We start from the raw sequence: 13,462 nt of genomic DNA on the forward strand, positions 1-13,462 counted from the left end.
TATTAACTTACCGGGCTATTAGCGTAAGCGTGCCTGCATTAAAGCCACGCTTATCAGCGCCCAGAAATCGGCCGTAGCTATATAGCAAAAACCCGCCTTTTGGGCGGGTTCTTTAAATAGTGGTGCCCGGACTCGGAATCGAACCAAGGACACGGGGATTTTCAATCCCCTGCTCTACCGACTGAGCTATCCGGGCAACGGGGCGCATTAAACCCGATCTGCCCCCTGCCGTCAACGAAAAATGTTGTTTTCGTTACAGACTGCGCAATCTCTCACCATTTCGCCGCATCCTTAAGCGAAAAAGTGCGTCCAGAGCGCGGAGAGCGGCATGGCGAGCAGCAGTGCGGGCAGCATGTTCACCACGGCAAACATCTTAATTCCACAGATGCGCAGCCCGGTAGCCAGCAGCAGCAGGCCGCCGACGGCGGTAAAGTCTGCCATCATCGCCGGCGTGGTCAGCGGGAGAATCAAGGTGGCGCAGGTGGCAAGCGCCAGCTGAATTAGCAGCATCGGCACGCAAATCGCGGCAACGGCAACGCCGAGCGTGGTGGCAAAAATAGTGGCCGTAAAGAAATCAAGAAACGCTTTCGCAATCAAAATGCTTGGGTCGCCCGTCATCCCCTCCTGCATCGAACCGAAAATCCCTGTGCCGCTGGCACAAAATAGAATGATGATGGCGACATAGTTTTGAATAAACGATTCGTGCGTGCCGTGTTTCGCCTTGCCGCCCGGTCGGGCAATCAGGTTTTTGGCTTTACTCACCGCGCTGTTGATGCCTTTTTCCAGATAGCAGAACTCGCCAATCAGCGCGCCGAGCAGGGTGGCCAGCACCATCACCGGCAGGTTGGCGCATTTGATGACTAAAAGAATACCGATCCCTAATGATGCCAGGCCGAATATCGAGGGCATGGAGGTGCGAATACGCTCCGGCAGCCGCTGGCTCAGCACGGCACCGAGTACGCCGCCCAGCAATACGGCGCCTGCGTTAATAAATGGCCCGATAACCAAAGTTAACTCCTGTTATTTAATCATTGATATTGCATTATTATGGCACGCCAGGGCTGCGCGGGCGTTAGCTTTGGGTGGTTTCGTGCATACTGATTCCTTCTTGCACCTCAAAATAAAAGGTGACATTATTGCGCGAATTTTCTCCTCCCTGTCTCACCGCCCGGTGAGGGTAACTGCGCCTATGAAAACCATGAAAATTGCCGTCAGCCGCGAGCTGGCCTCCACCGTGTCTACGCACCGCGAAAAGGTGACGCTGGACAGCACTGATTTTACCGATGTGGCAGCCGTCGTCATCACAACAGCTGAAAGTCGCAGCGGCATTCTTGCACTGCTGAAACGCACGGGCTTTCAGCTACCGGTGTTTATTTTCTCGCAGGAGCCAACGGACGTTCCTGACGGCGCCACCGCGGTTATCTCGGGCAAAGCTCAGGAGTTTCTGGAACTGGAGAGCGCTGCCAGCCGTTACGAAGAGAACCTGCTGCCGCCCTTTTTTGACACCCTGAGCCAGTATGTGGAGATGGGCAACAGCACTTTCGCCTGTCCGGGCCACCAGCACGGGGCGTTTTTCAAAAAACACCCGGCAGGGCGACAGTTCTATGATTTCTTCGGTGAGAACGTGTTTCGCGCCGACATGTGCAATGCCGACGTGAAGCTGGGCGATCTGCTGATCCACGAAGGGTCCGCCAAGCACGCGCAAAAGTTCGCGGCGAAAGTGTTCAACGCGGACAAAACCTACTTCGTGCTGAACGGCACGTCAGCGGCCAACAAGGTGGTGACCAACGCGCTGCTGACCCGCGGCGACCTGGTGCTGTTCGACCGCAATAACCATAAATCTAACCACCACGGAGCGCTGATCCAGGCGGGCGCCACGCCGGTTTATCTTGAGGCCGCGCGTAACCCGTTTGGCTTTATTGGCGGGATTGACGATCGCTGCTTTGACGATGCGTATCTGCGGGAGCTGATCCGCGAGACGGCGCCGGAGAAGGCCGACGAGGCGCGTCCGTTCCGCCTGGCGATCATTCAGCTTGGCACCTACGATGGGACGATCTACAACGCCCGTCAGGTGATCGACAAGATCGGCCACCTTTGCGACTACATCCTCTTTGACTCCGCCTGGGTGGGCTACGAGCAGTTTATTCCGATGATGGCGGAAACGTCCCCGCTGTTGCTGGAGCTGAACGAGAACGATCCTGGGATTTTCGTGACCCAGTCGGTGCACAAACAGCAGGCCGGGTTCTCGCAAACGTCGCAGATCCATAAAAAGGATAACCACATCCGCGGTCAGGCGCGCTTCTGCCCGCACAAGCGGCTGAACAACGCGTTTATGCTGCATGCCTCCACCAGCCCGTTTTATCCGCTGTTCGCCGCGCTGGACGTGAATGCCAAGATCCACGAAGGTGAAAGCGGACGCAGGCTGTGGGCGGAGTGCGTCGAGCTGGGGATTGAGGCGCGCAAGGCGATCATTGCCAACTGTCATATGATCAAACCGTTTATCCCACCGGTGGTGGCGGGGCGGCCGTGGCAGGATCATCCGACGCATGCCATCGCCAGCGAGCTGCGCTTCTTCAGCTTTGAGCCGGGGGCTAAATGGCACGGGTTTGAGGGCTATGCCCGCGAGCAGTACTTTGTCGACCCGTGCAAGCTTCTGCTGACCACGCCGGGTATCGATGCCGAAACCGGGGAGTACACGGATTTCGGGATCCCGGCGACGATTCTGGCGCACTACCTGCGCGAAAACGGCATCGTGCCGGAGAAATGCGACCTCAATTCGATCCTGTTCCTGCTGACGCCTGCCGAAAGCAGCGAGAAGCTGGCGCAGCTGGTGGCGATGCTGGGCCAGTTTGAACAGCATATAGAAGACGACACGCCGCTGGCGGACGTGCTGCCGACGATCTTCCAGAAATACCCGGTGCGCTACCGGGATTACACCCTTCGCCAGCTGTGCCAGGAGATGCACGATCTCTACGTCAGCTTTGACGTGAAAGATTTGCAGAAGGCGATGTTCCGTAAGGAGAGCCTGCCGGAGGTGGTAATGAACCCGCAGGATGCAAACCGGGCCTATATTCGCGGAGAGGTGGAGCTGGTTCGCATTCGGGATGCCGCAGGGCACATTGCTGCCGAAGGGGCGCTGCCCTATCCGCCGGGCGTGCTGTGCGTGGTGCCGGGTGAAGTCTGGGGCGGGGCGGTACAGCGTTACTTCCTGGCGCTGGAGGAGGGCATTAACCTGCTGCCGGGCTTCTCGCCGGAGCTGCAGGGAGTTTACAGCGAGAAGGATGCCGACGGGATTAAGCGGCTGTATGGGTATGTATTAAGGTAGACCCCCTCACCCTAACCCTCTCCCCAAAGGGGAGAGGGGATTGCACGGAGCCGTCTTTTCACCCTCGCCCCTTTGGGGAGAGGGCCGGGGTGAGGGGAGTTAAGCCGCACTACGCTTGTACATCCTCCTCGGATGCCCAATCTTGCCGTACAGCATCTCCACCGTCAGAAAGCCCGCCTCTACGCAGTGTTCCAGATAGCGCCGGGTGGTGGTTTTGCTTAATCCCGTTTCGCTCACCACCTCATCCACGGTAAAGCAGTGCGTTGCCTTGTCGTTGAACAGCGTCTGTACCCGCGCCAGCGTATTTTCCTCAATGCCTTTGCTGCCGTTGTCCAGGCGGTAGTTTTTCGCCTGCAGCTGATACAGCGAATCCACGTTCTGCTGGTCGACAATCTTCCAGACCCGCTGCTGTTCGGCAAACTGCACAAACCGCTCCAGAGACTGGCTGAGCCGCTTCCAGGAGACGGGTTTGAGGATGTAGTCGAATGCGCCGTTGCGAATCGCCTGGCTGCAGGTGTCCATATCGCTGGCGGCAGTAATAAAAATCACCGAGCAGTTGGCGCGGGCCAGCATGGGGTTATTGATAAGCGAGATACCTTTGCCGTCCGGCAGATAGTTATCCAGCAGCATCAGCTGCGGCTGTTTGCTTTCAAGCTCTGCCTGGGCCGCAGCCAGCGACGAGGCAATGCCTACCAGCCTCAGACGCGGATGTTTGCCTATCAGCTCCGCGTGCAGTTGCGCCAGTTCGTTCTCGTCTTCAACAATCAGTACGTCGATAAGTTCATGTTGCATAGTCGGTGTCTTCCAGTTGCCGGGCGGTTCCCGTAGCCGGGATAAACAAGGAGAAAATGGCGCCGCGCGGGGTATTATCGGCAACTTCTATCGCGCCGCCAGCCTGTATGACATAGCTTTCGATCAGATACAGACCAATCCCATGATCGCCGCGTGTTTTGGTGGTGATGCCGCGTTCAAAGATCCGGTCACGGATCGCCGGTGTAATGCCAACGCCCTGGTCGGCCACTTCAATAATCAGCTCCTGTTCGCTGAGTTTGATCAGCACTTCTACCGGCGCGTGGGGAAGCGGCGATCGCTGCGTCGCTTCGATGGCGTTATCCAGCAGGTTGCCAATAATTGAAATCAGCTCTTGCTCTCCAAGGGGCAGGAACGGTCTGTCCAGCCGACAGGCCGGGTCGAAACTGAGCTCGACGCCTTTCTCCCGCGCGCGGGCGGCTTTCCCAAGCAGCAGGCCGCACAGGGTCGGGGAGCAGAAGCGCGAAGAGATAAAGTCCAGCAGCTCCTGAGCATGCTCCGACTGCGCCTGAATGTAGCCAATGGCTTCCTCATAGCGGCCCATATGCAGCAGGCCGGACAAGGTCGTCATCCTGTTTAACTGCTCATGACGCATAATGCGCAGGTTATCGACATAGCGTTTTACCTGGCTGAGCTGGGCGCTCAGCGAGTCGATCTCGTTGCGATCGCGGAAGGTGATCACCCAGCCCTGCAGCGACCCTTCAAGCATGATGTGCACCCGGCTGGCAATCACCGTGAGATCGTTAAAACGGCAAATCTCGTCATGGGTATCTTTCGCCAGCATCGTCTGCGTGTCGAAGAACGGGACCGGATCGATCACCTGGCTTATCAGCTGCCCGCGCAGCTCGCGGGCCGGCTGGCTCAGACCCAGCAGTTTGCGCGCCGCCTGGTTGATCACTTCAATCCGCCGCCGATCGTCAATGGCAATCACCCCTTCATAAATAGACTCCATCATCGCCTTCTGCTGGCGCACCAGCAGGCCGATCTCTCGCGGTTCAAGGGAGAAGATCTGCTTCTTGATGCTGCGGGTAAAGAACCAGGAGAAGATAAAGAGAGCGATCAGCAGCAGCACGGCGGCAATCAGGATATTGACCACCTTACTGACGGTAATGGTGTCCAGGTAGCTGGTGAGATAGCCGACCGAAACAATGCCGACCACCTGTCCGGCAGCGTTGAAGATGGGGGCTTTACTGCGCAGCGAAATGCCCAGCCCGCCTTTGCGGATGGTGGTGGTGCTTTTACCCTGCAATACGGCTTCATTGTCTCCGCCAACCAGGGTTGTGCCCACTCTGTCGGCAAAGACGGAGTGAAAAAGATGCTGCCCTTTATTATCACCAATCACAATAAAGCTGGCGTCGCTGTGCGCAGAAATCTTCTGCATAAAATCATGGATGGCGTAGATATTCTTTTGTTCAACTTCATTACGCAATGTCGGAATAAGCGCAATCTCTTCAGCCTGTATTTTGGCTCGCGTACTCATTTCCTGATAAAGCTGTTTCCCGACATCGACATAATAATATCCGCCCAGTAGCGCAAAAAGCACTGAGAAAAAGGCAACCAGCGAAATAAACAGCTTGATCTGGAAAGAAACTTTCATAACTATCACGCGAGGTAGCAGCAAAGATCGCCAATATATCATCTTTTTTCGCGCGGACGCCCGCTTTGCCGAAAACTTGTGATCCCTTGCACAGCGGGCGCTGTAAAAGAGTTATCTTAAAGGCTAATGGGCTTTTGGCTACGCGAACAAATGTTATTTGTTTGTTCAATTCGGAAAAGAAACCATAAAAACCACGCCAATAAATAAGGTATAAATCACATTAAATAAAAGAAACCATTAAAACCATAGCTGCCATTAAAACTTCGCTTTTAATATGCCATTCCTCACATAAAGTAAGCCTTTGTGACTCTAAGCTGAACGCACAAAATAACCAAGGGGCTTATTATGAGCACAACTGACGATTCTTTCTCTGTTACCCACGACCCGATTGAAATTCAGCGGCCTTCGCTCAAAGAGCGCTGGTGGCATATTATGGATACCTGGAAAATTGGGATTATTCCTCTGCCGCTGTTCGTTCTGGCGGGCGCGCTGATTGCGATTGATTGCCTGGGCGGGAAACTGCCGAGCGATATCGTGGTAATGGTGGCCACGCTGGCCTTCTTCGGCTTTGCCTGCGGCGAGTTCGGCAAACGCCTGCCGATTGTCGGCAAGCTCGGCGCGGCGGCGATTTGCGCCACCTTTATCCCTTCCGCGCTGGTCTATTACGGCCTGCTGCCGGACGTAGTGGTTGAGTCCACCACCAAGTTCTACAAATCCACCAACATTCTCTATCTCTATATCTGCTGCATTATCGTCGGCAGCATCATGAGCATGAACCGCACGGTGCTGATTCAGGGCTTCCTGCGCATCTTCTTCCCGATGCTGTGCGGCGAAATCGTCGGCATGCTGGTGGGGATGGGCGTGGGCCTGGCGCTGGGCCTTGAGCCGTTCCAGATCTTCTTCTTTATCATTCTGCCGATTATGGCGGGCGGCGTCGGGGAAGGGGCAATCCCGCTTTCCATCGGCTATGCCACCCTGCTGCACATGGACCAGGGCGTAGCGCTCGGCCGCGTGCTGCCGATGGTCATGCTCGGCGGTCTGACGGCAATCATCATCTCCGGCTGCCTGAACCAGCTCGGTAAACGCTATCCGCACCTGACCGGCGAAGGCCAGCTGATGCCTAACCGCGCGAATGCCGATGCTACCGTCTCTCAGCCTGCGTTTTCCGGCAAGGCGGACGTCACCACTATCGCCTCCGGCGCGCTGCTGGCGGTGCTGCTCTACATGCTGGGCATGCTCGGCCACAAGCTGATTGGCCTGCCTGCCCCGGTCGGCATGCTGTTTATGGCGGTGCTGGTGAAGCTCTGCAACGGCGCCTCTCCGCGCCTGCTGGAAGGCTCGCAGGTGGTGTACAAATTCTTCCAGACCTCCGTGACCTACCCAATCCTCTTCGCCGTCGGCGTGGCCATCACCCCGTGGCATGAGCTGGTAGCGGCGTTCACCGTCAGCAACCTGCTGGTGATTGTCAGCACCGTTTCCGCACTGGTGGCGACCGGCTTCTTCGTCGGCAAAAAGATTGGTATGCACCCGATTGACGTCGCCATCGTCTCCTGCTGCCAGAGCGGCCAGGGCGGTACCGGCGACGTGGCGATCCTGACCGCAGGCAACCGCATGAGCCTGATGCCGTTCGCCCAGATTGCTACCCGTATCGGCGGGGCGATTAACGTCTCTATCTCACTGCTGATTCTGGGCAACTTCCTCGTTTAAGTTTTCAGGAAAGAACAATGAAACTCGCAAGCTTTTTATACCAGGGAAAACGCAGCTACGGCATCGTCCAGGCCGACGGCGTGATTGATTTAGGCCGCCGTCTCGGCGACCGCTACGGCGACCTCAAGGCGCTGCTGCAGGGCAACGGGCTGGCGCAGGCTACCCGCTACCTGAACGACGCCGTGGACGTGCCGCTGAGCGCCATCACCTTCTTGCCGGTGATTGTGCAGCCGGAAAAAATCCTCTGCGTGGGCATGAACTACGCCGACAAGCGCAAGGAGTTTGACCAGCATAACCCGGCCCCGACGCTGTTTGTTCGCTTCCCGGATTCACAGACCGGCCACAACGAGCCGGTGCTGAAGCCGCGCCATTCCAGCGAATTCGACTACGAAGGCGAGCTGGCGGTGATCATCGGCAAAGGCGGGGAGAACATCAGCCGCGACGACGCCCTGCGCCACGTGGCGGGCTACAGCTGCTACATGGACGGCTCCGCCCGCGACTGGCAGCACACCTGGTTTACCGCCGGTAAAAACTGGCGTCAGACCGGCGCGTTTGGCCCGTGGATGGCGACGGCGGACGAGATCCCGGATCCGCATCAGCTGGCGATCCGCACCTGGCTGAACGGTCGCATGGTGCAGGAAGACAACACCAGCAGCATGATCCACAAGGTTGCGGAGCTGATCGAGTACATCAGCACCTTCACCCGCCTCAGTCCGGGCGACGTGATCATCACCGGATCTCCGGGCGGGGTGGGTAAAAAGCGTAACCCGCCGCTGTTTATGAAAGAGGGCGATCGCATTGAGGTGGAGATCGAGCATATCGGTCATCTGAGCAACGTGATCGTGGAAGCGCCAGCCGTCGGGCTTGCGGCAGCACATTAGGTAAGGCGGCAGCATGCACTCGCAACCCATTGATTTTCGCCACACGCTGGTGGCGAAACACCCGGAACGCTTAAGCCAGATCCGCTACCTGCTGGCAGACAGCGGCCTTGGCCTGGACAACGACATCACGCTGTTTGTCGAAGCCTGGTCCGGCCCGCAGCTGGTGGGTTGCGCAGGGCTTGCTGCCAACGTCATCAAATGCGTGGCGGTCAACGAACAGCTTCGCGGCGAGAACCTCAGCGCGCGGCTGCTGGCTGAGGTGGAAAATGCGGCGCTGGAGCGCGGCCATTTTCACCTCTTCCTCTGCACCCGGCCGTGCAACCGGGAGCGTTTTGCCCGCAGCGGCTTCTGGCCGATTGCCCAAAGCGGTAACAACGCGGTGCTGATGGAGAACACCCCGCAGGGGATCGAACGCTACTGCCGTTCCCTGCGCGCGAAGCGAAGGTGCGGGGAGAACATTGGCGCGATAGTGATGAACGCCAATCCGTTCACCCTCGGCCATCGCCATCTGGTGGAGCAGGCGGCGACGCGGTGCGACGCCCTGCATCTGTTCGTGGTGCGTGAAGACGCCTCGTTCTTCCCGTTCAGCGCGCGCCTTGAGATGGTGCGCGCGGGCGTGGCGCATCTGCCGAACGTGGTGGTGCATGAAGGCTCGCAGTACATCATCTCCCGCGCCACCTTCCCGGCCTACTTCCTGAAGGAGACCGGCAAAGTGCAGCAGGCGTGGAGCGAAATCGACGTGCTAATCTTCCGGGACTTCATCGCCCCGGCGCTCGGCATCACGCACCGCTTCATCGGCTCCGAGCCGTTTTGCGATATCACCCGCCAGTACAACCAGACGCTTCACGACCTGCTGGCCTCGCATATCGAGGTGGTGGAAATGCCGCGCATCAAGGCCACCGGCAACGCCATTTCGGCGTCCGAAGTGCGCCGCTTACTGAAGACACAGCAGTTTTCCCGGATCCGGGAGATTGTCCCGGACTCCACCTTCGCGCATCTCGAAACGCATTACCGTGCGAGTGCGGAAGTCGCTTAACTACCAGGAATTTATCATGAAAATTGTAAGGGAGGCGCTGGCCGGAACGCAGGAGTCCAGCGACCTGATGGTGAAAATCGTTCCCGCTCACGGCGAGCTGGAGATAGTCATCCACAGTGAAGTGATTAAGCAGTTTGGCGAGCAAATTCGCCAGGTGGTCAACGACACGTTGCGCGCCATGAACGTGCACCAGGGACTTATCATTATTGAAGACAAAGGGGCGCTGGACTGTGTTATCCGCGCCCGCCTGCAAAGCGCGCTGATGCGTGCCGCCGATGAACAGGGCATCAACTGGGGGGCGCTGAAATGAGCAAACTCCGCCGCAGCATGTTGTTCCTGCCGGGCGCCAACGCCGCCATGCTCTCAACCGCCTTTATTTACCGTCCCGACTCCATCATGTTTGACCTTGAGGACGCCGTCGCCCTGCGCGAGAAGGATACCGCGCGCATGCTGGTGTTCCACGCGCTGCAGCACCCGATGTATCAGGATATCGAAACCGTGGTGCGCATTAACCCGCTCAGCACGCCGTTTGGCCTGCTGGATCTGGAGGCCGCCGTACGGGCCGGCGTGGACGTGATCCGCCTGCCGAAAACCGACACGCCGGACGATATCTACGAGCTGGAAGGCCACCTTGAGCGTATCGAGCAGGAGTGCGGCCGCGAGGTCGGCTCCACCCGCGTGATGGCGGCGATTGAGTCGGCCATTGGCGTTATCAACGCCGTGGCGATTGCCCGCAGCTCTCCGCGCCTCATCGGCATCGCGCTGGCCGCCTTTGACTACGTGATGGACATGCAGACCGAGCGCGGCGACGGCACCGAGCTGTTCTACGCCCGCTGCGCCGTGCTGCACGCCGCCCGCGCGGCGGGCATCGACGCCTTCGACGTGGTGTGGTCAGACGTTAACGACGAGGCCGGGTTCCTGCGCGAGGTCGATCTGATCCGCAAGATGGGCTTTAACGGCAAATCGCTGATTAACCCGCGCCAGATTGACCTGCTGCATAACGCCTACGCCCCGACGCAGGAAGAGGTGGATAACGCCAAAAGGGTGATTGAGGCGGCAGAAGAGGGCGAGCGTAACGGCCTGGGCGTGGTGTCGCTCAACGGCAAAATGGTGGATGCACCGATTATTAACCACGCGCAGGTGGTGCTGGAGCGCGCGGCGGCCTCCGGCGTGCGTCGGTAAGGATGAGATGATGAATCAGACAGAACTTCTTCACGTGAATTTTCCCCATCTGCGGGACTTAAAACCCTTCGATACCGCCCACAGCGCCACGCCGTGGCTGGCTGACAGCGACGCGAAGCACAGCCGCAAGCTCTGCGCCTCTGTTGAAGAGGCGGTTAAGCGCTGCGGCCTGCAGGACGGGATGACCATCTCCTTCCACCATGCGTTTCGCGAAGGCGACCGGGTGATTAACACCGTCGTGGCGCTGCTGGCGCGGATGGGCTTTAAAAACCTGACGCTGGCCTCCAGCTCGCTGATGACCTGCAACGACGCGCTGATCGAGCATATTGAAAGCGGCGTCATCACCCGGATTTACACTTCCGGGATGCGCGGCAGGCTGGCGGACGCCATCTCCCACGGGCTGATGGACGAGCCGGTGCAAATTCACTCCCACGGCGGGCGCGTGAAGCTGCTCCAGGACGGGGAGCTGAACATCGACGTGGCGTTTCTCGGCGTGCCGTGCAGCGATGAGTTTGGCAACGCTAACGGGACGCACGGTAAATCGTGCTGCGGGTCCCTGGGCTACGCGATGGTGGACGCGCACTTTGCCCGCAAGGTGGTGCTGCTGACGGAAGAACTGGTGCCGTTCCCCAATATGCCCGCCAGCCTGGTGCAGGACCAGGTGGACTACATCGTGCAGGTTGAAAGCGTAGGCGACCCGGCGAAAATCAGCGTCGGCGCGGCGCGCGTCACCAGCAACCCGCGCGAGCTGATGATCGCCCGCTATGCGGCGGACGTCATTGAACACTCCGGCTACTTCAAACCGGGCTTCTCGATGCAGACCGGCTCCGGCGCGGCGGCAACCGCCTGCACCCGTTTTATGGAAGAGAAGATGGAGCGCAGCGGCGTGAAGGCGCGCTTTGCGCTCGGCGGCATCACCGGCAGCCTGGTGGATTTGCACGAGAAGGGGCTCATCGAAAAGCTGCTCGACACCCAGTGCTTTGACGGCCAGGCGGCGGCCTCGCTGGCGCGCAACCCGAACCACGTGGAGATCTCCACCAACGTTTACGCCAACCCCGGCAGCAAGGCGGCAAGCTGCGACCAGCTTGACGTGGTGATCCTCAGCGCGCTGGAAATCGACGTCGATTTCAACGTCAACGTGATCACCGGCTCCGATGGGGTGATGCGCGGCGCATCCGGCGGACACTGCGACGTGGCCGCCGCGGCGAATCTGACCATTGTGGTCGCGCCGCTGCTGCGCAGCCGTATTCCGACGGTCGTGAAGCGGGTTACCACGCGCCTCACGCCGGGCGAAAGCATCGACGTGCTGGTCACCGACCACGGCATTGCGGTCAATCCGGCGCGCCCGGAGATCCGCGAGCGGCTGCTGGAAGCCGGGCTTAAAGTTGTGGATATCAGCGCGCTTTACGAGCGGGCGATTTCCCTGACGGGCGTACCGAAACCGATTGAGTTTACCGACAAAATCGTCGGGGTGATCCGCTACCGCGACGGCAGCGTGATCGACACCGTGCGACAGGTAAAGGAGTAGTTATGACAACAGCGACACCCGTGCGGGCGGGTGTCAGCCTGGACGAACTGCTGGCGGCGAAAGATCGCCGCGCAGCGCGCCAGGCTGACATGCTTGAGCACTATCAACAACCGGTGATTTCCCTCACGCTGGTCACGCCGGGAGAAATCAAAGACAGCCTGCGCTATCGCAATACCATGGGCGTGGCGCTGCAAATGTGCGACCAGCTGCTGTGGGAAAACCGCTGGCAGGTGCTGGACCGCCAGGTGCTGTGGCTCCCGACCGGGCCAGAAGCCCTGTGGTGTGTGGCCCATCCGGCGGCGGAAATCAAAGCGCACTGTGCGGATCTTGAGCAGACGCACCCGCTCGGCAGGCTATGGGATCTGGACGTGATCTGCCCTCAGCACGGCCACGTCGGGCGTCAGTCGCTAGGGACAAATCTTCGACGCTGCCTGATCTGCGACGAGCCCGCGCACGCCTGCTCTCGCTCGCGCAATCATCCCGTTGAGCAGGTGGTTTCCCGCGTGGAGAAGACGATCGATGACTGGTTTGCTCGCGACTAAACCGCGCCCGGCTGACGTGCCCGCGCTTGCCGAAGCGGCGCTGTGGCATGAGCTGGAGCTGACGCCCAAGCCGGGGCTCGTGGACAAGCTCAATAACGGTTCCCATCGCGATATGGACCACGCCCTGTTCGTTCGCAGCATTGCGGCGATTACGCCGTGGTTTTCGCGCTTTGCCGAACTGGGTAGTGCGCATGCGGATAAACCCGCTGACGTACAGCTGCGAATTATCCGCCCGATGGGGATGGCCTGCGAGCAGGCGATGTATGCCGCGACGAACGGAGTGAACACCCATAAGGGCGGGATTTTTGCCCTCGGTTTACTGTGCTTCGCCGCCGGACGTGTGAAAAATATCTCCGCAGACAGCCTCTGCTGTGAGGTGAGTAACATCTGCCGCGGGCTGGTGTCGCGTGAGCTGGCCGCACGCAGCGGGCTTGCGACGGCGGGCGAGCGGCAGTTTCAGCAGTATGGCTTAACCGGCGCGCGCGGTGAGGCGGAAAGCGGCTTTGCGACGGCGCGTAGGGCGCTGGCGCAGTGGAACGGACAGTCTCTTCACGGGCTGCTGCTGCGCCTGATGGCGGTTAATCAGGACAGCAATCTCGTGTCGCGCGGCGGAATGGAAGGGTTGCGCTACGTTCAGGGCTACGCGCGGGAATTACTGGCTAACGGCTGGGATCGCGAGGCGTTACTTAAGATGGATAAGGCATTGATTGAACGGAACCTGAGCCCGGGCGGCAGTGCGGATTTGCTGTCGGTGGGGTGGGTGCTGTCTGCAATAAAATAAAAAGCCGGGTGGCGCTAACGCTTACCCGGCCTACTCTCCGTGCTTTTGTAGGCCCGGTAAGGCGAAGCCGCCA

12 protein-coding genes and 1 tRNA gene are annotated in these 13,462 nt (G+C 59.2%); 9 read left to right on the top strand and 4 right to left on the bottom strand.

Annotated elements, in window-relative coordinates:
* Positions 1 to 120: 120 nt before the first annotated feature.
* Together AB8846_RS06465 and AB8846_RS06470 are read right to left on the bottom strand one after the other, a co-directional pair.
* Positions 121 to 196: transfer RNA gene (locus AB8846_RS06465), tRNA-Phe, on the bottom strand.
* Positions 197 to 291: 95 nt separating this feature from the next.
* On the bottom strand, positions 292 to 1,008 hold the full coding sequence (locus AB8846_RS06470; RefSeq protein WP_094935400.1) for a DUF554 domain-containing protein: 717 nt from the start codon (positions 1,006 to 1,008) through the stop codon (positions 292 to 294).
* 181 nt (positions 1,009 to 1,189) lie between these two features.
* On the opposite strand from AB8846_RS06470, the gene AB8846_RS06475 reads away from it, so the two are divergent.
* Positions 1,190 to 3,325: an ornithine decarboxylase gene (locus AB8846_RS06475; RefSeq protein ID WP_370732340.1), complete on the top strand. Its 2,136-nt coding sequence runs from the start codon at positions 1,190 to 1,192 to the stop codon at positions 3,323 to 3,325.
* A gap of 99 nt (positions 3,326 to 3,424) precedes the next feature.
* On the opposite strand, the gene AB8846_RS06480 is transcribed toward AB8846_RS06475, so the two are convergent.
* Positions 3,425 to 4,117 carry a response regulator gene (locus AB8846_RS06480; protein ID WP_063144903.1) on the bottom strand — a complete coding sequence of 231 codons (693 nt, stop codon included), beginning with the start codon at positions 4,115 to 4,117 and terminating at the stop codon, positions 3,425 to 3,427.
* The gene (locus AB8846_RS06485) at positions 4,107 to 5,732 is read right to left on the bottom strand and encodes an ATP-binding protein (RefSeq protein WP_370732341.1); all 1,626 of its coding nucleotides are present in this window, start codon (positions 5,730 to 5,732) and stop codon (positions 4,107 to 4,109) included. Before AB8846_RS06485 ends, AB8846_RS06480 begins: the two co-directional genes overlap by 11 nt.
* 345 nt (positions 5,733 to 6,077) lie before the next feature.
* On the opposite strand from AB8846_RS06485, the gene AB8846_RS06490 reads away from it, so the two are divergent.
* From AB8846_RS06490 to citG, 8 genes are read left to right on the top strand one after another with little or no spacing between them, the layout of a single operon-like run.
* Complete coding sequence (locus tag AB8846_RS06490) at positions 6,078 to 7,439, top strand: 2-hydroxycarboxylate transporter family protein (RefSeq protein WP_023333366.1); 1,362 nt, start codon at positions 6,078 to 6,080, stop codon at positions 7,437 to 7,439.
* Positions 7,440 to 7,456: 17 nt separating this feature from the next.
* On the top strand, positions 7,457 to 8,320 hold the full coding sequence (locus tag AB8846_RS06495) for a fumarylacetoacetate hydrolase family protein (protein ID WP_047347888.1): 864 nt from the start codon (positions 7,457 to 7,459) through the stop codon (positions 8,318 to 8,320).
* 13 nt (positions 8,321 to 8,333) lie between these two features.
* On the top strand, positions 8,334 to 9,356 hold the full coding sequence (gene citC / locus AB8846_RS06500; protein ID WP_121424623.1) for a [citrate (pro-3S)-lyase] ligase: 1,023 nt from the start codon (positions 8,334 to 8,336) through the stop codon (positions 9,354 to 9,356).
* Between the two features lie 16 nt (positions 9,357 to 9,372).
* Entirely contained in the window at positions 9,373 to 9,666 is a 294-nt protein-coding gene (gene citD, locus AB8846_RS06505) for a citrate lyase acyl carrier protein (protein WP_370732342.1), read from the top strand.
* Positions 9,663 to 10,538 carry a citrate (pro-3S)-lyase subunit beta gene (citE, locus tag AB8846_RS06510; protein WP_370732343.1) on the top strand — a complete coding sequence of 292 codons (876 nt, stop codon included), beginning with the start codon at positions 9,663 to 9,665 and terminating at the stop codon, positions 10,536 to 10,538. Before citD ends, citE begins: the two co-directional genes overlap by 4 nt.
* A 10-nt stretch (positions 10,539 to 10,548) precedes the next feature.
* Positions 10,549 to 12,066 carry a citrate lyase subunit alpha gene (citF, locus tag AB8846_RS06515; RefSeq protein WP_126785797.1) on the top strand — a complete coding sequence of 506 codons (1,518 nt, stop codon included), beginning with the start codon at positions 10,549 to 10,551 and terminating at the stop codon, positions 12,064 to 12,066.
* Positions 12,067 to 12,068: 2 nt separating this feature from the next.
* Positions 12,069 to 12,608 (top strand): citrate lyase holo-[acyl-carrier protein] synthase, encoded by a 540-nt coding sequence (gene citX / locus AB8846_RS06520; protein ID WP_370732344.1) that lies wholly within the window; start codon positions 12,069 to 12,071, stop codon positions 12,606 to 12,608.
* Positions 12,586 to 13,389 (top strand): triphosphoribosyl-dephospho-CoA synthase CitG, encoded by an 804-nt coding sequence (gene citG, locus AB8846_RS06525; protein WP_370732345.1) that lies wholly within the window; start codon positions 12,586 to 12,588, stop codon positions 13,387 to 13,389. Before citX ends, citG begins: the two co-directional genes overlap by 23 nt.
* The last annotated feature ends 73 nt before the right edge of the window (positions 13,390 to 13,462 follow it).

Origin of the sequence: Enterobacter sp. KB-221C9, from assembly GCF_041320715.1 — a bacterium.
Classification (GTDB): domain Bacteria; phylum Pseudomonadota; class Gammaproteobacteria; order Enterobacterales; family Enterobacteriaceae; genus Enterobacter; species Enterobacter asburiae_D.